A 20728-nucleotide genomic window follows, 5' to 3' on the forward strand; every position below is an offset into this window, starting at 1 on the left:
GACTAAGATTACAACGAATGGAACGAACTGCTATGGAAAACCTCGTACTATTAAAACTTATATTCAGAAACTGGTGGCGCAATAAACTTTTTGCGGTCATCTCTTTGGTCAGTCTTGTGGTCGGTATTTCCTGTACCAATCTTCTGATCTCGTTTGTCATCCATGAATATACGATAGAAGGGGAAAATCCAAAGAAGGACCGTATCCTGCGCCTGACTCAGCGACTACCATCCATGCAGAGCACCGGACAAGTATCATTTGTCTACGGAGGGTCGGTTGCCGGAATGATAGCTCCGTTTCCGGAGATTGAATCTTATCTCCGGCTGACCGAGAAGGAGGCAACTCATATTGAAATTGAGAACCAGCGCTTTCCTCAACAGGTCATTGTTGAGGCCGACAGTTCTTTCTGCCGTTTTTTCCCGTACCAGATATTGTCCGGCAATATGAAAGAAGCCTTGACCAAGCCGGACTGTATTGCTTTGAGTGAAGAAAAGGCCATGCAATACTTCGGGAAGTTCGATTGTATCGGGCGAGAACTTTCTGTGGTATATGGAGATAAAGTTGAAATGAAAAAGGTATCTGCCATATATAAGTTTTATGCGCAGTCAGCACTCCGTATTGATTTGCTTGGTAATTCTCAGAACCTGCAGGAAGAAGGAACTTCCTGTATGATTCTTCTCAAAGAAAAGACTGACGTGTCAGCCTTTTGCGAGCGTTTTGAGTCAACAGAACTGCCTACAGTGACAGGTCCCGGTTATTATAAACTCCAGACATTACAAGAATCCTACTTTGACACAAAACTGGCTGATTCCGTGAAAACATTCAGTCATCGGCAGATCGCTTTGTTGAGTATCGGTTTATTATCAGCTTTTCTTGTCTTATTCATCGCTTGCTTCAATTACGTAAACCTAAGCTTTTCGCGCCTGCTGAAACAAGTAAACATGATTCATGTAGAGACATTGATGGGAGCTTCCCATTCATATATTTGCCGGCAACTTTTTATTGATACATTCCTTACCGTATTTATTGCTTTCATCCTTTCCATTCTTGTAATGGGGGACATACTTTCTCTTTTCAATTATTTCTTTGATGCCCGTCTGACTTTCGGTTTCATTCTTTCATGGAAAGTCTTTCCATTTATTCTTCTGTTTGTTTCTCTTTTGGCCATTATACCGGCCACCTATATGACGAAGAAACTGAACCGCATTTCTATCAGCGGATATCGGCAATTTTTTTCAAGGGAGAAAAAGAAGAAGACTGGTAGCGACCCTTGTAGGCGTGCAAATGGTTATCTCCATCGGATTGATGACTGCCTTTATGATGATACGTACGCAACTTTCAACCATAGAAGAGCAGGGTGAACGCTTTAAAGGAATTTTAATCTTAGGTAATGAGGGGACTGCCCTGACCGTCCCTTTGTATAATGACATTAAAAACCTGCCCGGTATCCAAACTGCCCTGTTATCCAAAGGGCGGATAACGAGTCCTTTTAATATCATCATTCCACTAAACAGGAACGGGCAGGAAGTAATGGTAAATAAAGTTTTATTGACCGAGAACTATGAACTGCTGGACTTATTCAACATAGAACTTCTCGAACCGGAACGAACGAAGGATTTATTTTCCAAGGTAGCCCATCCGGTAGTTGTTAATGAAGCCTTTGTGCAGTTTTTTGTGCCGGCAGGAGAAGACCCGGTGGGGCAGGCCTTAAGCAAATATGCGCAGGACAACGCCGGTGAAGGAACTATTATTGGTGTATGCAAAGATTTCAGACTGACTTCTTTCAACTCTGCCATTACTCCGATGCAGATCATTCTTCAAGAGATTCCGGTTGATCAGGCAACCTACCTGTCTTGTCGTATAGATGAGAGCAGACGCAATGAGATAGTAAAAAATCTCCGGTTGCTGTGGGAGAAACACGAGCCGGGACATTCTTTTGTTTACATAGACGCCTATCAGCAATATATATCCAACAATACAGATATGGTGAATTTCTCCCGATTATTACTGGCTTATGCTATAATCAGTTTGTTCCTGACCCTTTTTGGTATCTTTGGAATTACATGGTATGCGGTAGAACAACGAAAAAGAGAAATTGCGATTCGTAAAGTACACGGTGCCTCTTCCCGCCAAATTCTATTGTTGTTGAACCGTCCGTTCTTCTATTATATTCTGATAGCCGACGTGATCGCTGTCCCTATCGTATATGTCTTGATGAAACGGTGGAGGGAACAGTTTGTGTATCCTGCGAATTGGGGAATAGAAGTATTTATAGTACCTGTCGTTTTATTAATGCTTGTAACTTTTGTCACAGTTGTCCTTAACGGATATCATACGGCATTAAGTAATCCGGCTGAGACTATTAAAACGGAATGATCACTATGAATATGTAGTTCTTCAGTATCCAGTTTCTAAGAAGATAAAACGTTCTTCCTTTGCCGTCGACTTTGAAGCTTAATCAACCGTTGGAAAAACAGGAAAGGTGGCATCGGACAAAATAAAAAGCTACTCTCTTTGGGGGGGAAGAGAGTAGCTTAACTTCAAGATGCACTATAGAGTGCACTTGCTATAAAATACCTATCGAATGCTCATGTGTCAGTTAATAATAGTGCCCTTGACATCTAGTTCTCTGATAGCAGCGACAGTACTGTTTCCTCCGTCATCGGGAATCGTGAGTCTGATGTAACGTGCTTTGATCGATTTTACATAAATATTTCCAGGGCGGCATCCTGATTCGTGAATCCGAATCTGCCGATAGGAGTCCAGTTCACGTTATCTTCACTAGCTGCAAACTCGACCACTTTGATAGGATTGTTTGAACCTCTGCCGCGCGGAAGCAATTCCACCTGTGCTATTTGTATGTTTTGCTTCATATCTATCACAATATCATACGGTAGCGGGTCGCTTCCACCTTGCCATTTGGCATGCCAGAATGTTTCAGTGTCTCCGTCTATCAGACATTTGGCTAATCCATTGCCGGCTCCTTCTCCCGAAGTTTCCTGTGTCGTAAAGGACAGAACTTCCCAGCCGCTCTTTGATATTTTCGTTCCTTCTTTTATGATGCAGAATCCTGTGTAGGTGTCTTTATCCGCACGGATAGTGGCATCGGAAGTAACTTCGCCTATTTGCACAGGAAGCATATAATTTCCCGGAAGAATGTTATCTTTCAGCTTGTAACTGACTGTGGTCTGATCAACTCCCTGAGACAATGACGGGGATTCGGGTTTGGTATAGCACTCTGCCGGCAGAAGACTGAAATAAGTCTGATTGGCACTGTTGTATGTATCTACTACCGACTGGTTGTTGACTAAAGTACAGTTGATGTTCCATTTATTGCTAAAAGGTACTCCAATGGTAATCGGCAACTCTTTTACATTGTCGACATTGATTTCCTGTATACCATCGTTTATGATAGTTACAATGGGTTCGGAAACTTTAAATCCCAGTAGGAGGGTGGAACGGTCGGGGTTCAACTTCTCTCCTGTAGTGCTTGCTTTGAGTGGGAGAATGTATTGAACATTGTCATAGCCGCACAACGCATGAATCTTTGTCGGGTCGTATACGATAGTGCCTTTTGCCAGTCTGTCACCGGCAGATACGTTAACCGTTGTGTTAGTCATTTGATAACAATCTTCCGGAAGTATCTGGTAACTGGTTCCGTCGGCAGTATTGAGTGAGTCGAGCAGGCTTTTGTCTACGGTGAAGGTGACGGTACTGTTATTCAGTTCCAGTCCTCCGTGTTGTATCCATAAGTCAGCATTGTATTTTTCTCCTACATTATACGATTGCAGAATAGTCAGTCCGTTTTCAGACAATGACAAAATCCCTTCGGATGTATTGCTCGTATCAAAGGTTTCATCACAACCGATAATAGAGAGAGTGATGCAACCTGATATTAGTATATAACTTATTTTTCTCATAATGCTCATTGATTTATTGTGCTTATACAATTACCATCCCGGATTCTGGACGAGGTTTTGTGTCTTTCTCATTTCGTGATCCGGTATTGGCTGTAAGTACATCTTTCTGTTGAATACAATTTTTTCAGTTTCCACTACGTGGTTGAACTCTTCGGTATCATTGATAGTTCCCCGAACATTCATACCGTGTGCATATCCGTTTTGGCGTCCTTCACCGTCTTTGTCGGCAATCATCCAGCGGCGTACATCGAAATAACGTTGACCTTCCGTTGCCAGTTCAATCTGGCGTTCGCGCTGAATGGCTGCTCTTTGCAATTCTTTATTACCTACGATACCGGGATTCAGTATTTCTACTTTCGGCAAGCCTGCCCGTTCGCGTACGAGGTTCAGATAAGTCAGTACGCGTGAGTCGCTCGGATTTACTTCGTTGGCAACTTCTGCATATATCAGATAGAAATCCGCCAGACGGAAGATTATGGAAGGACGGTTCTGACTAGCTACACCCGGACTGGTTTTGCTGATTGATCGGTTGAAGCGCTTGAAAAGCATATATCCGGTTGTAGTGGCTTGTCCTTCCTGAACGCCTGCATTACCTCCATTGTAGAACTGGACTTGTTTGCAGGTGACAGGCCATTGGCGTCCGTTGAAGAAGACAGTGTTGTAGAAACGTGCTTCACGATTCAGATAGCGGTTACTGACTGTTACGTTGGTGTAGTTCTTAGAGTATTTTCCGTCATTCTTGTCCTTGTAAGTTCCGTAACCATCTTCTTTATAAAGTGTTGATTTCGGCAGATAGTCGGTTTCCTTGATAGGAAGTCCGTCGTTCATATAGAAGGCGTCTACGAGTTCTTGCGTTACTCCGGTCGAACCCAAACCGTTCTTTTCGCAGCGAGGAACGATTCTTCGGTCGAATGCGTCACCGTCAAGTCCTCCCCAGTCGTTGTTGGCGGTGCCCCAGATGATTTCTTTATTGTATTTCTGAAAGAGGTTGTAAACGGAGGCATCTACGTCTAGAATCTGTTCACCGGTGCTGCTTGTTGTATATTCTTTGTATAACTCGTAGCGGTTTCCGGTTTCTGCGTAATCGATGAAATCTTTGCAGGCGTTTAATGCAGTATTCCATTTGTTGTCATCACGATCCGGGAAGAGTCTTGTACCGTCTGGGTTGGTCAGAGACAGCGCTTCTCTGTATCCCCCGTTGAGAAGGGGGCTGGCTGCATATAGCCACAATTTGGCACGTACGGCCAAAGCGACACCTTTGGTTGGCCATGCGCGGTAAGATTCATTTTCGTGCATCGGTTCCTGTGGCAGTTCATTAGCTACTTCACGTAGTTCCTGATCAATATACGTGATAACTTCATCTACCGTATTTCTGGGAACATCCTGAGTCTCTGTCGCCTCGTATACCTTATCTTTTACGAGGATAATAGGACCGTATTGTTCCAATAGCAGATAATTGTAAAATGCACGCATGAAGCGTACGTTGGCACGCATCTCATTCAGTTCGTCTTCTTCCAGTCTGTCGCCTTGCGTACCGCTGGTTGTAATCACATGAGCTTTCTCTAGGAAAATGTTAGCCTGCCGGATGTATTTATAGCAGTCGCCATAGCGGTGAAAACCAGCGGTCGCCGCATTCTTGTCCGAGTTGTTGGCCTTGGCAGCATTTCCATAACCTACTACTAGTTCATCGCAGATTGCAGCCCACGGATTTTTAAAGGCTCCTACATTCAGGCTGTTTATTCCCGAATAATCGGGGATTCCTGCAAAGACATTGGCATACCATCGTTTGGTATAGGCTACGTTTTCAAATATTTGATCTGTATTTTGCAAGCCTCCTGACATCTGGTCCGAAACAGCCAGATAATCACATGAACTGACGGAGAAGAATAATCCCATCAGCAACATATATATGTGACTTTTACTTTTCATATTTTTATCTTTTATGGTTTTTAGAATGTGAAATCAAGACCGATTGTATAGGTTCGCGGCAGCGGATAGTTAAGTCCGGCATTCGCATTTCCGGCTTCCGGATCGAAATATTTGATATGATCCCATACTGCCAGGTTATATCCCATCAGATAGATACGGGCAGCTTCGAAGCCGATCTTGCTTAAAAATTTCTTAGGTATCTGATAGCCGATTTCTATATTCTTCAATCGGAGGAAAGAGCCATCGCGCAGCCACCATGTACTGGCAACGCGGTTATTAGCATTGTTCGCATTGCTCTTGTGCAGACGGGGAATAATTACATCCTGGCTCGGATTGTTCTCTGTCCAGCGGTTTAATGCAAAGGTACGATAGTTGGACTGGTCGACACCCCATGAGAACGGATACCATCCTTCGGAAGTCTTTCCACCCAATAATACAGAAGTGTTTCCTGCTCCCTGAAAGAAGATGCTGGCGTAGATTCCTTTATATTCGGCATTTAAACCGAATCCGTAGATAATTTCCGGAGTTTCTGGATGACCGATTCCTCTTACACGGTCATAAGAGTCGATGATTCCGTCTCCATTGACGTCGGTATATTTGATGTCACCGGGACCAAGGAGTCCGCCTAAGGTTGGTTGTGGAATTTCCGAACGGAGTTTATAAGTCTTCAGACCGTTAGCGTTAGTGCTTACGGTAAAGTCGTCTTCGGTATAAAGTCGTTCTGCGATGTAATAGAGGTTATCTTTATCACTGACACGTTTGCCCGTAATAGCCTGGTAATCATACTTTGGAGGAAGTTCATCATATTCCAGAATTTTATTGCGGGTGAATGTGAATGTACCTCTTGCGCTAAGTTTTACCTTGCCTATATTTTGATGAGCGTTCACAGACATGTCAACACCTCTGTTGCGAACCTTACCGAAGTTTTGCCACGGATCGTCTCTCAGACCGCCAAGCTGGGGAACAGTCTGACGTTGCAGCAGAATCTGGCTTCTGGTAGAATCGAAGTAATCAAAGATAACTTCAAGACGGTTGTCAAACAAGCCGATATCGAAACCGTAGTTTTGTTTGTCTTCTACTTCCCATCCCAAGTAAGGAGCTGCAAAACGTCCTTCTATGATACCGTTGCCGATACCGTTCAGACCGCCTCCGGTATCATTGTAACCTTGCGTAAAACCTCCAGCATCCATTTTGTAGGTCGGACGGTACAAGAAACGGGTTCCTCCTGTATTGTCGTTACCGGCACGTCCGACAGAGGCTCTTAATTTGAGTTTGGGGACATACTTTTTGATCACTTCCGGGTAGAAAGACTCATTGGAAATGTAGTAGGCGAGACCTACTGCCGGGAAGAAACCGAAACGGTTGCCCGAAGCAAATGCTTCTGAACCGGTGTATCCGAAGTTGCCTTCAATGAAATAGCGTCCGCCGTAACCGTAAGTTAAACGTCCTATCAGACCTTGCTTGCGGTAGGGAAGCGCAACATTGTGATTTTGGGTTTCTTTCTGCATGTACAATAGCATGGCACCTACTTCGTGCTGGTCGAATGTACGTTTATAGTTGATGGCAGCATCTATATAAATCTTTTTGGTTGCGCTTGTCGCACTATTTTTAGGGTCCTGCAATTCAGGGTTTCCGGATACGACTGTAGCAAATAATAGATTGCCGTTTTCGTCGCGTCCCGTAGCATGATATCTTGTCGGATTATATTCACGGCGAACGATCATTTCACTATCATAGTCATAACTTGCGTTCAGGCGTACAGACAAACCTTTGGTGATAAAATCCAGTTTCTGGTCTACATAAACTTTGGATTGAATGGCAGTACGGTATTCTTTGGCGTATCCGGAGTTCATCAATAAGTTGTACGGGTTGCGCATGTTAGCGTCACGTTCCTGTGAGTAGGTTGAAACAGTACCATCACTGTACACAGCCGGAAATGTATAAGGAGGAGTAATCAGCATGGAACGGAATATATTGGCAGTTCCTGTTCCCGGATAATTATTAACCAGATACTGAAGTGCGAGGTCAACTCCTACAGTTGTAGTGCTTGATACGTTCATATCAATATTTGAACGAAGATTGATACGGTCGATGCCGATGTTTGTATTATATTGTTTGGTAGGACTTCCTTTGAAAATACCACTTTCGTTGTAATATGCTGCCGAAACAAAGTATTTTGCTTTTTCTGTACCTCCACGTACATTCAAGGTATATCTGTGTGTGAATGTGTTTTTACGTAACATTTTGTCGATCCAGTTGGTATTTGGATATAGGTCCGGATCGTCATTGTTCCGGTAATGTGCAATTAAGTCATCCGAAAACTGCGGTAATTCCCCATCATTATGGAGTGCTTCGTTGAACAGGTCCAGATAGTCGGCCGAACCAACGAACTCGGGAAGACGGGTGGGGGAAGAAATGGTGTGTTCTGTCTTGAATGAAATCTTTGCCTTCTCTACACGTCCGCGTTTGGTAGTGACAAGTACTACACCATTGGCTCCCTCGGCACCATAAATGGCTGTTGCAGCGGCATCCTTCAAAACCGAAAACGTTTCGATTTCGTCGGGTTCAATATCACTCATGCTTCTGGGTACACCGTCCACAAGTACCAGCGGAGATGTACCACCCGCAAAGGTACTTACGCCTCGAATCCAAAACTCTGCGTTATCATATCCGGGTTCACCCGAACGTTGTACTGCAATCAAACCGGCGACTTGTCCGGCAAGACTGTTATTCAGGCTTCGCGAAGGGACAACGATATCCTTTGGTTTGATGGAACTCATAGAAACGACTACGCTTTCCTTTTTCTGCTGTCCGTAGCCGACTACTACAACTTCGTCCAGCGCTTTGGAGTCTTCGTTCAGCATCACATTGATGTTGCGGCGCCCTTTTACTTTTATTTCTTCGGTTACGTATCCAAGATATGATACTTGCAAAATTGCATTGTCGGAAGGAACCATAATCTGATAACGTCCTTCTACATCGGTTATTGCTCCGACGTTTGATTGTCCTTTTACTACAACATTGGCTCCGATGATAGATTCTCCTTTGCTGTCTGTTACTACACCTGTTATTTTAATCTTATTTTGTTGCGTTGTTTCTGAACTCTCTATGCCATTCATCGGCTTTTCCGCATTGCCGGCATTTATGAGTGGAGAAAAACATAAAGAAAAGAACAGAACACCGATTCGCGCGGTTGTGTGCACTTTGTTTGAAGTAAATAAAATGTTTTTCATAATTTTGATTTTAAAATAATAACTAGTTTACCGGTTTTGTTTGTAAACGATAGGGATTGTAAATCATAATACTGTAATATTTCCATAGGCATTGATTGTGTGTTGATTTTTGATTAAAAATTAGGTTGTGAAATATAGAATTAAGTAAACTCTAAGGCGGTATAAGTTCATGGAGAACTTGGTGGGATGAGTATTATGAGTACATATTAATTTCAAATACCTCCTGAAATATTACTTTATCAGAATTATAAAAGGAAAAGATAGGGTAAACGAAGAAATAACTTTTAAAAAAAGCATCAATTTATAGCGTACTTCTGAAAAATATAACTATTTTTGTCGCCAACAAAGCAAAGAAAATCATTCAATATTTATAAACCTTAAATTTTCAAAAGATGAAAGCTTATTTTTCTAAAATCTGCTACCAAGTTCTCCATGAACTTATCTGAATATATCCTTAATTTATCTATTATTTATCTGATTATTAATATATTGTATGTTTGATCGGAATGAGCTAAAATAGTATTTAACATATTCCTGTTTTGTCTGTCTTATCCTTATTTTACGTTTTGTATAATTATATATGTATCATTATTTTGTAATGAGCGTGTGCCGGTATAGAAAAACTTTTAATGCCTTATTTCAATTAATTTTAAGCAGGTTCATGGGAAAAACAATTTTAAAAATTACCTTTGCAATATTCTAAGTTTTATCTCAAATAAAAAGCATATGAACAAAATGAGAGTTTTTTTATTGTTTGCTGTTTTGGTTGGTGTGATAAGTGCTTGTCAATCAAAGAGCGGACAGACTGCGGGACAAGAGCAGGATACTATGGATGATAGTCTGGCTGTTGCTCCTACAGAAGATGAGAAAACAATCTTCGGGGTAGTAGAAGATGCTTCGATGAATAATTTTATGTTGGTTACTTCGAAAGGAGATACAGTGTTCGTCAGTACGATGGATCAGGAGCCGAGTGAAGTCGGTGGCTTCGAACTGGGAGACACCGTACAGGTGAATTACATAGAAGAAGAGGAAGAGCCGGGATCGAATACGATACCAACTGCAAAGAAAGTGATTGTAGTAGGGAAGAAGGCGGATCGGACTAATGACTAATTAATAATCTAATCAGAACTACAGAATGAAAAAGAAAATGTTGGCAGCAACTCTGTTGATGGGTTTATTGGCTGCATGTGGAGGTAACTCTGCCTCAATTGTTGGCTCGTGGGTAGAACCTGTGCCGGGACTGGAAGGACAAGTACAAGGTATTAAGATGGAAGAAGGAGGCGTTGCTTCTTCTGTCAATATGGCTACTTTGGTTTATGAAAGCTGGAAACAGGAAGGAACTAAACTGATTCTGACAGGAAAAAGTATCGGTAATGGCCAGACGATTGAATTTGTGGATACGATGGATATCAAGAGACTGACGGCTGATTCTTTGGTTCTGGATAACCAAGGAATGGAAATTCGTTACGCAAAGCAGAAGTAATTTGTTTGCTGTAGAATTAAAAAAGCTACTTTCCTGATGATTTGTCTTTCGGAAAGTAGCTTTTTTATAGCTTTTCAGAGATGCTGCTTACAAAAGGTCTAAAGCTTTGAAAGCTTTCACTAACTTTTCTACAGCACTGTCTATTTGTTCTTTGGTGTGAGTAGCCATCAATGCCACGCGTACCAATGTGTCTTGCGGAGCACATGCCGGCGGAATAACCGGATTGATGAATACACCTTCGTCGAAAGCTAACTTAGTAACCATGAAAGTCTTCTCCGTATCGCGTACATAAAGAGGAATGATAGGAGACTCAGTAGCACCGATCTCGAAGCCTGCTTCACGGAAACGTCTCAGAGCATAGTTGGTTGCTTCCCACAGAGCGTTCAGTCTTTCCGGTTCATTCTGGATGATATGAAGCGCTTCCAGAGCAGCTGCTGTTGCAGCCGGAGTGTTGGATGCACTGAAAATATAAGTACGTGCATTGTGTCGCAGCCAGTTGATGATGGAAGAATCAGCAGCGATAAAACCGCCGATAGAGGCCAGTGACTTACTGAAAGTACCCATGATCAGGTCTACTTCGTGTGTCAGACCGAAATGGTCGCATACACCACGTCCCTGTTTTCCGAATACACCCAGACCGTGAGCTTCGTCTACCATGATAGTAGCATTGTATTTATGTTTCAGGCGAACGATTTCGGGTAGGTTTGCCAAGTCACCTTCCATAGAGAATACACCGTCTACTATGATCAGTTTCACTGAATCCGGATTGCACTTCTGAAGTTGCTTTTCCAGATCCGCCATATCGTTGTGCTTATATTTTAATTGCTGTGAGAAGGAGAGACGACGGCCATCTACGATAGAGGCATGGTCACGGTCATCACATATTATATAATCATTTCGGTCGGTCAGGCATGAGATAACTCCGGAATTAACCGTAAAACCGGTAGAGAAGCAAAGTGCTTCATCCTTGCCAACAAAGGCTGCCAGTTCTTTTTCAAGTTGAACATGAAGATCGAGCGTACCATTCAGAAAACGTGAACCGGCACAACCGGAACCGTATTTACGCATGGCTTTGATACCTGCTTCAATCACTCTTTCATCTCCCGTAAGGCCAGTGTATGCATTGGACCCGAACATTAACACATGTTGTCCGCCCATTTCTACTTCTGTACCCTGCTTTCCCTCAATCTCACGGAAATATGGGTAAACGCCCTGTGCCATAAATTTCTGTGGCAGGTCGTACTTAGCTAACTTCTCTTGTAATAATCCCATGAATTATAATTTATTATACTCATACTCAGATCATTCGCTGATGATCTAATTTCCTTTTATCTTAACAAGTGTTTAAAACAGGGGGCAAAGATAACAAAATTTGCTTTTATCTGTTCTTTTTAAAAGAAAAAAGTTGCTCCCATGAGATTAGAAACCTCTAATAGATCAAAATTTAATATATTTGTATTACTTTTGTCGTCTACAATTGACAAAGATTAGCATGAACGAAAGAATGAAAAGAATAATATTCGTCGTCAATCCTATTTCGGGAACACAAAGTAAAGAATTGATTCTTAACTTGCTGGATGAAAAAATTGATAAGGCGAGATACACTTGGGAAGTAGTGTATACGGAAAGAGCCGGTCATGCAGTAGAGATAGCTGCCAAAGCTGCGGAAGAGAAAGCTGACGTCGTTGTGGCTATCGGGGGGGACGGAACAATTAATGAAATAGCTCGTTCGTTGGTACATACTGATACCGCATTGGGAATTATTCCCTGCGGATCGGGGAATGGACTGGCGCGGCATCTGCACATACCTATGGAACCTAAAAAGGCACTGGAAGTGCTCAATGAGGGATGCCTGGATACCATAGATTATGGTAAGATTAATGGTACGGACTTTTTCTGTACCTGTGGAGTAGGGTTTGATGCATTTGTCAGTTTGAAATTTGCTCATGCCGGAAAGCGCGGACTATTGACTTATCTCGAAAAGACGTTGCAGGAAAGTCTTAAATATCAGCCCGAAACATATGAACTGGAAACGGAAAACGGAGTCAGCAAGTATAAAGCTTTCCTTATTGCCTGCGGAAATGCGTCACAATATGGAAACAATGCATATATAGCTCCACAAGCCACATTGACGGATGGTTTGCTGGATGTGACCATCCTCGAGCCTTTTACCGTTTTGGATGTACCCTCTCTTGCTTTCCAGTTATTTAATAAAACTATTGATCAGAACAGCCGGATCAAGACATTCCGTTGTAAGAAGTTGTGTATTCGACGGGCTGTGCCGGGAGTCGTGCATTTTGATGGTGACCCGATGGAGACGGAGGCGGATGTAAATATCGAACTTATTAAAAGCGGATTACGCGTAGTTGTGCCGAAGACAGAAGAAAAAGATGCGGCCAACGTTCTTCAAAGAGCACAGGAATATGTGAACGGAATAAAACTGATTAATGAGGCGATTGTGGACAATATAACAGATAAAAACAAGAAAATATTGAAAAAGCTGACAAAGAAAGTCTGAAATAAATGCCGATTTCTGATTTATTGTGTACTTTTGCAAGCTACTTAACGAAAAATATCATAAATATTAGAAAATATGTTCAGAACGCACACATGTGGAGAACTGAGAATCTCCGATGTTAATAAACAAATCACGCTGTCTGGATGGGTACAGCGCAGCCGTAAAATGGGAGGTATGACTTTCATTGACCTTCGCGACCGTTACGGTATTACCCAGTTGGTTTTTAATGAAGAAATTAATGCTGAACTTTGCGACCGTGCCAATAAACTGGGTCGTGAATTCGTGATTCAGATCACAGGAACAGTGAATGAGCGTTTCAGCAAGAATGCAAACATCCCTACCGGAGATATTGAAATTATCGTTTCCGAACTGAACGTTCTGAACACCGCCATGACTCCTCCGTTTACAATTGAGGATAATACGGACGGTGGTGATGATATCCGTATGAAATACCGTTATCTGGATTTGCGTCGTAATGCCGTACGCTCTAATTTGGAATTACGTCATAAGATGACAATCGAAGTACGCAAGTATCTTGATAGCTTGGGCTTTATAGAGGTAGAAACTCCTGTACTGATCGGTTCTACTCCGGAAGGTGCACGTGACTTCGTGGTACCTTCACGCATGAATCCGGGACAATTCTATGCACTTCCGCAATCTCCGCAGACACTGAAACAGTTACTGATGGTTTCCGGTTTCGACCGTTATTTCCAGATTGCAAAATGTTTCCGTGACGAAGACTTGCGTGCCGACCGTCAACCGGAATTTACACAGATTGACTGTGAAATGAGTTTCGTAGAACAGGAAGACATCATTTCTACTTTCGAAGGAATGGCCAAACATCTGTTCAAGACTCTTCGGGGTGTTGAATTGACCGAACCGTTCCAGCGTATGCCTTGGGCTGATGCCATGAAATATTATGGCAGCGACAAACCGGATTTGCGTTTCGGCATGAAGTTCGTTGAACTGATGGATATCATGAAAGGTTATGGTTTCTCTGTATTCGATAATGCCGCATACGTTGGCGGTATCTGTGCGGAAGGGGCTGCAACTTATACCCGTAAACAACTCGATGCCTTGACTGAATTCGTCAAGAAACCGCAGATTGGTGCGAAAGGTATGGTGTATGCTCGTGTAGAAGCAGACGGTACGGTGAAATCAAGTGTAGACAAATTCTATACACAGGAAGTGCTGCAACAGATGAAGGAAGCATTTGGCGCTAAACCGGGTGATTTGATTCTGATTCTTTCCGGCGACGACGTGATGAAAACACGTAAGCAACTTTGTGAACTCCGTTTGGAAATGGGTTCCCAATTGGGATTGCGTGATAAGAATAAGTTTGTTTGCCTTTGGGTGATTGACTTCCCAATGTTCGAATGGAGTGAGGAAGAAGGCCGTCTGATGGCTATGCATCATCCGTTTACGCATCCGAAAGAAGAAGATATTCCATTGCTGGATACTGACCCGGCTGCTGTGCGTGCCGATGCTTATGATATGGTTGTCAACGGCGTGGAAGTCGGTGGAGGATCTATCCGTATTCACGATGCCCAGTTGCAAGCCAGAATGTTCGAAATCCTAGGTTTCACACCGGAGAAGGCACAGGCTCAGTTTGGCTTCCTGATGAATGCCTTCAAGTATGGTGCACCTCCTCACGGTGGTTTGGCATACGGTCTTGACCGTTGGGTGTCTCTTTTCGCCGGTCTGGATTCTATCCGTGACTGTATCGCATTCCCCAAAAATAACTCAGGGCGCGATGTAATGTTGGATGCACCGTCTGAAATTGATCAGACTCAACTTGATGAACTCAACCTGATCGTTGATATCAAAGAAAATAAGTAAACGATGAACAAATATCGTTCTCTTTATAATACCACCCTGTCACTCATAATTAATTTATTATTAGTGATGGGGTGCTTTATTCTCTGTCGTGTCATCTTTCTGATAGAAAATTTGAAGGCTTTTTCCGATCTTTCAGCCGGACGAATCTGGAGAATGTTCGAGGGAGGATTCCTTTTTGATACTTCTGCCATTCTTTATACGAATCTTCTGTATATTTTCCTAATGCTGATTCCGCTTCATTATAAGGAAAATGTAATATATCAGAAGATTACAAAGGGGATTTTTGTGACAACCAACCTGATTGTCATTATTATGAACCTGATGGATACGGTTTATTTCCAATATACCCATCGAAGAACGACTGCGTCCGTATTCAGTGAATTTAAGAATGAAGGGAATCTGGGAGGTATTATAGGGACAGAATTATTGAATCACTGGTATCTGACGTTGTTTGCCATTGCTTTTGGTTATGCTTTATTTAAGTTGTATCGTAAGCCGAAGCCGGTAAAGGTAGAGCGTATGCCAGTTTATTATACGGTTCATTTGCTTACTTTGGGGCTTGGAGTGTACTTGTGTATCGGCGGAATGCGTGGCGGATTTACCGGCATGGTGCGTCCAATCACAATCAGCAACGCCAATAAGTATGTAGACCGGCCGATGGAGACGGGGATCGTACTGAATACCCCTTTTTCTATCTTCCGCACGTTTGGAAAGACCTCATTTGCCATACCTCAGTATTTCGATAAAGAGAAGATGGAAGCTTTGTACACGCCGGTGCATATGCCTGCGGATAGTGTGCAATTCAGGCCGTTGAATGTGGTTGTTTTTATTCTGGAGAGCTTTAGTAAAGAGAATAGCGGCTTTCTGAATGAAGAATTGGACAATGGAACCTATAAGGGATATATGCCTTTCCTTGATTCGTTGATGGCTGAAGGTCTGACTTTTAAATATTCATTCTCTAATGGTATGAAGAGTATCGACGGAATGCCTTCCGTATTGTCGGGTATCCCGATGTTTATAGAACCGTTCTTTCTGACACCATCTTCTTTGAACACGGTATCCAGTATAGGCGGGGAGTTGGGCAAAAAAGGATATTACACCGCTTTCTTCCACGGGGCGGACAATGGCTCTATGGGATTTGAAGCTTTTGCACGTACGGCAGGGTACACCAATTACTTTGGTCGTACGGAATATAATGAGGCTAATCCGGGTAACAAGGATTTTGATGGGCATTGGGGAATTTGGGATGAGAAATTCTTCCAGTTCTTTGGTAATACTTTATCCGGTTTTCAGCAGCCTTTTGCAGCTGCGTTGTTCAGCCTTTCTTCCCACCATCCGTTTGCAGTTCCAGCAGAATACGAAGGCGTTTTTCCGAAAGGGAATAAAGCTATTCGTCAGTGCATCGGATACACGGATCATGCTTTGAAGTTGTTCTTTGAAAAGGTTTCGAAAGAACCGTGGTATAAAAATACGCTGTTCGTATTTACAGCAGATCATACCAACTCGCCGGAACGTCCGGAGTATGAGACGGAAAGCGGGTTGTTCTCTGTTCCTGTAGTGTTTTATCAGCCGGAAAGTAATTTGAAAGGTTTCCGTAAAGATGTGATAGCACAACAAATTGATATTATGCCTACTGTATTGGGGTATTTAGGGTATGACAAACCATTTGTTTCCTTTGGGTGTGATTTATTGAATACGCCTGCTGAGGATACGTATGCCGTAAATTATATCAATGGAATATATCAATTCTTTAAAGGTGACTATTTATTGCAGTTTGATGGCCGGAACGCCGTAGCCATGTATGCGTTTAAAACGGATAAGTTGCTGGAACATAATCTTCTGGGTCAGATTGATGTGCAACAGTCGATGGAAGATGAACTGAAAGCAATCATTCAGCAGTACATGATACGAATGAATAACGACGAACTTGTTGTGAAATGAAAGAATCAGTGCGCATATTTCGCTTTATAGTAATCGGAACGATGAATGCTTTGATCATGGCCCTTGTTGTGTGGCTGATGATGAGAGAAATGTCATTCGAAGGTGACTATATGGTGGCTAATGTAACTGCGTATATTATAGCCCAGATTCATAACTTTATCTGGTGCAAGTATTGGATATTCCCCGTAGAAAAAAGAAAGAACAATGTCTGGAAACAGATACTATTCTTCTGTTCTGCTTTCGGGGTTGCTTACACTGCGCAGTTTTTATTCCTTATTTTGTTGGTAGAAGGTCTGGATGTTAATGAATATCTGGCCCAGTTCCTTGGATTGTTTATTTACGGAGCTGCCAACTTTATTGCTAATAAGAAGATTACTTTCCAATAAAAAAGGATATAATACGGAGGTCCACAAGAGAAAAGCCTGAATAGCAACTCTTGTGGACCTCTTGTATTATTTCTATCGGTGATTAATTGTGATTCTGCTCGCTAATCCAAAAAACGTTTGGTGAGTCCGTCATATTCATCAATTCGACGGTCACGGAGGAAGGGCCACCAGCGGCGGACGTTCTCCGAACGTTCCATGTCTATTTCAACTACCATGTTTTCAGGATGATCGTTGCTTGCCTGTGCCAGAAACTCTCCTTGCGGTCCGGCTACGAAGCTGTTTCCCCAAAACTGTATGCCATTCGTTTGACCGGAAGGGTCGGGCTCGTGCCCTACACGGTTGACAGAGATAACCGGAAGACCGTTTGCCACTGCATGAGCACGTTGGGAGATTATCCACGCATTGAGCTGACGGGCTTTTTCATCGTCCGTATCGCTGCTTTCCCAGCCGATGGCGGTAGGATAAATTAGAAGTTCAGCCCCTTTCAGAGCCATCAGACGGGCAGCTTCCGGGTACCATTGATCCCAGCATACCAGTACTCCCAGTTTGCCTAAGGATGTCTGGATCGGTTCGAAACCGATATCTCCGGGGGTGAAATAAAACTTTTCGTAATAGGCAGGATCATCGGGAATGTGCATTTTCCGATATTTTCCGGCAATACTTCCGTCGCGGTCGAAAACGACAGCTGTGTTATGATATAGGCCCGGTGCGCGTTTTTCAAAGAGTGAAGCAACAAGCACTACCTTATTAGCCGCTGCCAGTTCGGAGTAGAAACCTGTAGATGGTCCTGGGATAGGCTCGGCAAGGTCAAACAGATTCGTATTTTCTGTCTGGCAGAAATAAAGTGAATTGTGCAACTCCTGCAGCACGATCAGTTGTGCTCCGTGAGCAGCACAGGCTTCAATGCTTTTAGCGAGGTTCATCAGGTTGACCCGAATATCTGCGGTATTGGATTGTTGGATTAATCCTACTTTTATCTTTTTCATGATGAATAATTATTTAATATGCTACTGAAATGTCCGTTATTGGATAACACCTGACGGATACTGCATGGTGACGCAATGCAGAGAACCGTGTTGCTTGATTAATGCCCGGCAATCAATACCGATGACCTGATGTTTAGGAAATGCTTGTTGCAATACTTCTCCCGCTTTCCGGTCATTATCCGGCTGTTGATAGGTGGGGTAAAGAATTGCATCATTCATAATCAGAAAATTGGCATAGGTAGCAGGCAGTCGTTCACCGTCTTCTTCTACCTTGTCTGCCATTGGCAAAGCCAGCAGGCGATAGGGCTCTCCTGTCAATGTGCGGAATGTTTTTAATTGTTCCTCCATGGCATGCAGTGCTTCATAATGTTCGTCTTCGGTATTGTCGCATTTCACGTAGGCAATGGTGTCGGTGGAACAGAAGCGTGCCAAGGTGTCGATATGACTGTCGGTATCATCGCCGGCCAGATAACCGTGATCCAGCCAGAGGACTTTCTGCAGGTGGAAAGTTGATTTGAGATATTCTTCTATTTCTACTTGATTCAGTTTCCCGTTCCGGTGGGGGGAGAGCAGGCATTCGGTGGTGGTAAGCAGTGTCCCCATACCGTCGCTTTCGATGGAACCTCCTTCGAGAACGAAGTCAAGACAGTCTATATACTGGCCTTTCAGCGCTCCGGCTTTTACAGCCTGTCCGGTAATCAGATTATCCAGTTCGGAGGCGAACTTCAATCCCCAGCCGTTGAATGTGAAGTCGAGCAGGGAAGGGTTGCCGGTATCTATCATGGTGATAGCTCCGTGGTCGCGTGCCCATGTATCGTTTGTCTCACATCTCAGAAAGCGGACATTGTCCATGTTTACGGTAGCCACTATCTGTTTCTTTACTTCTTCGGGCTCGGGAGTCACGATTAATAATAACTCACGTTTGGCTATTTCTCTGGCTATATTGACAAAACATTCTTGTACTTCTTTCAGCATATATGCCCAATCTGTACCGGCATGCGGCCATGTCAACTGTATGCCGCTTTGCAGATGCCATTCGGCAGGCAGGTGAGGAGCTCTCATTTCTACCTGTACAGTCATATTCTTTCCAAAGTTCAATTGCAAATCTTTTTCCGAGCCACTGGGGCTGGGAAGTCCAACCATGATTCCCATCAGATTATATTATATTTAGTTATAAAATCAGTTTATAAAATGAGCAGGTACCAGTCTTTTGACACATACCTTATGCTTTGGTTTCCTGTTTCGGCTTCCGGTCAAAGAATGGATTCTTTGAAGAGGCGCTCACCGGAATAGCCATAACCATTTTGCAGTCTTTCAGCCAATTGAGGCGTTGTGCTGCCAATCCGGCAGAGAACATGACACGGGTATCTACACGCATATCGGCTGCTGTGGCACAAGCGGAGCCGATGGCGATGCCAACGTCAATACTGTTCAATGCACAGGGGACGTCTTCCGTGCGTCCGGCACATGTCGCAAATCCGCAATGTCCGCAATTCAAACCTTGTGCCTGTTCGCGTGTTCCTATCAATACAACACATTCGGCACTCAAGATGTTGTCGGCATCCCGAAGGAAAAACTTCATTCCGTGTTCTTCTACCATAGCTATCATTTTGTCCGACAACAGTTTAATATCTTCATCGGTAATCAAGGCCACTTCAATGATATCAATCCCTTTTCCTTTCGGAGCAGTGCGTGCGGCGGTCATCATTTGGCGTGCTACCTGTAATATATGCTCATGACGGGCATCTCTTTCGTTCAGTATCATAACTTTTCTCGAATTAATTAGTGAGGCAAAGATAACGTTTTTCAAGAAAATACTACCTTTGCCGGAAAGAAAGAATTGAAAACGCCATGCTACATATCAACAATGCTTGTATCGCTTTTGGGACAGAAGTACTTTTTTCCGGATTAAATCTGAATCTGGAGAGGGGGAAAACCGCCTGTATTGTAGGGCAGTCCGGCTGTGGAAAGACCTCATTGCTAAATGCGGTGATGGGCTTTGTGCCGTTAAAGGAGGGGACCATAAAAGTAGGAGATACCTTGTTGGATAAATCAACTATAGATATAATCCGGCGGCAAATTGCATGGATTCCACAAGAACTGGCCTTGCCTTTTGAATGGGTAAAGGAAATGGTGGCTCTTCCGTTTGATCTGAAAGTAAATCGTTCCGTTCCTTTTTCGGAAGAAAGGCTCTATGAATATTTTGATGATCTGGGGCTGGAACATGATTTGTATACTAAAAGGGTGAATGAAGTCTCAGGCGGACAACGTCAGCGTATCATGCTGGCAGTGGCTGCGATGCTCAACAAACCTTTGATCATTATTGATGAACCGACATCAGCGTTGGATGCCGGGTCAACAGACAAAGTGCTGGCTTTCTTCAGGCGGCAGGCAGAGAAAGGGGCGGCTGTGTTAGCTGTATCACATGATAAAGACTTTGCTTCGGGCTGTCATTATTTAATAGAACTATAAACGATATTTAATACTAGCATA

At 43.1% G+C, this 20728-nt stretch carries 16 protein-coding genes; 9 read left to right on the forward strand and 7 right to left on the reverse strand.

The features are described 5' to 3' along the window. Nucleotides 1-17: 17 nt before the first annotated feature. Together HMPREF9007_RS27685 and HMPREF9007_RS27690 are read left to right on the forward strand one after the other, a co-directional pair. Complete coding sequence (locus HMPREF9007_RS27685; protein WP_277754660.1) at nucleotides 18-1361, forward strand: FtsX-like permease family protein; 1344 nt, start codon at nucleotides 18-20, stop codon at nucleotides 1359-1361. Then, nucleotides 1318-2376 (forward strand): FtsX-like permease family protein, encoded by a 1059-nt coding sequence (locus HMPREF9007_RS27690; protein ID WP_277754661.1) that lies wholly within the window; start codon nucleotides 1318-1320, stop codon nucleotides 2374-2376. Before HMPREF9007_RS27685 ends, HMPREF9007_RS27690 begins: the two co-directional genes overlap by 44 nt. 326 nt (nucleotides 2377-2702) lie before the next feature. Here the strand turns inward: HMPREF9007_RS27690 and HMPREF9007_RS13270 are convergent, their stop codons facing one another. The 3 genes from HMPREF9007_RS13270 to HMPREF9007_RS13260 are packed head-to-tail and all read right to left on the reverse strand — an operon-like array spanning nucleotide 2703 to nucleotide 9082. Next, nucleotides 2703-3920, reverse strand: coding sequence for a DUF1735 domain-containing protein (locus HMPREF9007_RS13270; protein ID WP_277754662.1), 1218 nt, complete (start codon nucleotides 3918-3920; stop codon nucleotides 2703-2705). A 30-nt stretch (nucleotides 3921-3950) separates the two neighbouring features. After that, on the reverse strand, nucleotides 3951-5849 hold the full coding sequence (locus HMPREF9007_RS13265) for a RagB/SusD family nutrient uptake outer membrane protein (RefSeq protein WP_008761534.1): 1899 nt from the start codon (nucleotides 5847-5849) through the stop codon (nucleotides 3951-3953). A 20-nt stretch (nucleotides 5850-5869) separates the two neighbouring features. Beyond that, entirely contained in the window at nucleotides 5870-9082 is a 3213-nt protein-coding gene (locus tag HMPREF9007_RS13260) for a TonB-dependent receptor (protein WP_008761535.1), read from the reverse strand. A gap of 726 nt (nucleotides 9083-9808) precedes the next feature. On the opposite strand from HMPREF9007_RS13260, the gene HMPREF9007_RS13255 reads away from it, so the two are divergent. Both HMPREF9007_RS13255 and HMPREF9007_RS13250 read left to right on the forward strand, forming a co-directional pair. Next, nucleotides 9809-10192: a hypothetical protein gene (locus tag HMPREF9007_RS13255; protein WP_032813409.1), complete on the forward strand. Its 384-nt coding sequence runs from the start codon at nucleotides 9809-9811 to the stop codon at nucleotides 10190-10192. 25 nt (nucleotides 10193-10217) lie between these two features. After that, nucleotides 10218-10565 carry a lipocalin family protein gene (locus HMPREF9007_RS13250; RefSeq protein ID WP_008761537.1) on the forward strand — a complete coding sequence of 116 codons (348 nt, stop codon included), beginning with the start codon at nucleotides 10218-10220 and terminating at the stop codon, nucleotides 10563-10565. Nucleotides 10566-10652: 87 nt separating this feature from the next. Here HMPREF9007_RS13250 and HMPREF9007_RS13245 read toward each other — a convergent pair whose 3' ends face one another. Next, complete coding sequence (locus HMPREF9007_RS13245) at nucleotides 10653-11837, reverse strand: aminotransferase class I/II-fold pyridoxal phosphate-dependent enzyme (RefSeq protein WP_008761538.1); 1185 nt, start codon at nucleotides 11835-11837, stop codon at nucleotides 10653-10655. A 220-nt stretch (nucleotides 11838-12057) separates the two neighbouring features. Between HMPREF9007_RS13245 and HMPREF9007_RS13240 the strand changes: the two genes are divergently transcribed. The 4 genes from HMPREF9007_RS13240 to HMPREF9007_RS13225 all read left to right on the forward strand — a co-directional run bounded on the left by HMPREF9007_RS13240 (nucleotide 12058) and on the right by HMPREF9007_RS13225 (nucleotide 17249). Further along, a complete protein-coding gene (locus tag HMPREF9007_RS13240; RefSeq protein WP_008761539.1) occupies nucleotides 12058-13083 on the forward strand; it encodes a diacylglycerol kinase family protein in 1026 nt (341 codons plus the stop codon). A gap of 75 nt (nucleotides 13084-13158) precedes the next feature. Beyond that, a complete protein-coding gene (aspS, locus tag HMPREF9007_RS13235) occupies nucleotides 13159-14922 on the forward strand; it encodes an aspartate--tRNA ligase (protein WP_008761540.1) in 1764 nt (587 codons plus the stop codon). A 3-nt stretch (nucleotides 14923-14925) separates the two neighbouring features. Next, nucleotides 14926-16863 (forward strand): LTA synthase family protein, encoded by a 1938-nt coding sequence (locus HMPREF9007_RS13230; protein WP_008761541.1) that lies wholly within the window; start codon nucleotides 14926-14928, stop codon nucleotides 16861-16863. Further along, on the forward strand, nucleotides 16860-17249 hold the full coding sequence (locus HMPREF9007_RS13225; RefSeq protein WP_008761542.1) for a GtrA family protein: 390 nt from the start codon (nucleotides 16860-16862) through the stop codon (nucleotides 17247-17249). Before HMPREF9007_RS13230 ends, HMPREF9007_RS13225 begins: the two co-directional genes overlap by 4 nt. A 101-nt stretch (nucleotides 17250-17350) precedes the next feature. Here HMPREF9007_RS13225 and HMPREF9007_RS13220 read toward each other — a convergent pair whose 3' ends face one another. From HMPREF9007_RS13220 to HMPREF9007_RS13210, 3 genes are all read right to left on the reverse strand, one after another. After that, nucleotides 17351-18235 carry a carbon-nitrogen hydrolase gene (locus HMPREF9007_RS13220; protein ID WP_008761543.1) on the reverse strand — a complete coding sequence of 295 codons (885 nt, stop codon included), beginning with the start codon at nucleotides 18233-18235 and terminating at the stop codon, nucleotides 17351-17353. Nucleotides 18236-18271: 36 nt separating this feature from the next. After that, nucleotides 18272-19387, reverse strand: a complete 1116-nt coding sequence (locus HMPREF9007_RS13215) for an agmatine deiminase family protein (RefSeq protein WP_008761544.1) — start codon at nucleotides 19385-19387, stop codon at nucleotides 18272-18274. Between the two features lie 70 nt (nucleotides 19388-19457). Next, nucleotides 19458-20000: a DUF2148 domain-containing protein gene (locus tag HMPREF9007_RS13210; RefSeq protein WP_008761545.1), complete on the reverse strand. Its 543-nt coding sequence runs from the start codon at nucleotides 19998-20000 to the stop codon at nucleotides 19458-19460. An 86-nt stretch (nucleotides 20001-20086) separates the two neighbouring features. On the opposite strand from HMPREF9007_RS13210, the gene HMPREF9007_RS13205 reads away from it, so the two are divergent. Beyond that, complete coding sequence (locus HMPREF9007_RS13205; RefSeq protein ID WP_008761546.1) at nucleotides 20087-20707, forward strand: ATP-binding cassette domain-containing protein; 621 nt, start codon at nucleotides 20087-20089, stop codon at nucleotides 20705-20707. The last annotated feature ends 21 nt before the right edge of the window (nucleotides 20708-20728 follow it).

Origin of the sequence: Bacteroides sp. 1_1_14, from assembly GCF_000162515.1 — a bacterium.
GTDB lineage: Bacteria > Bacteroidota > Bacteroidia > Bacteroidales > Bacteroidaceae > Bacteroides > Bacteroides thetaiotaomicron.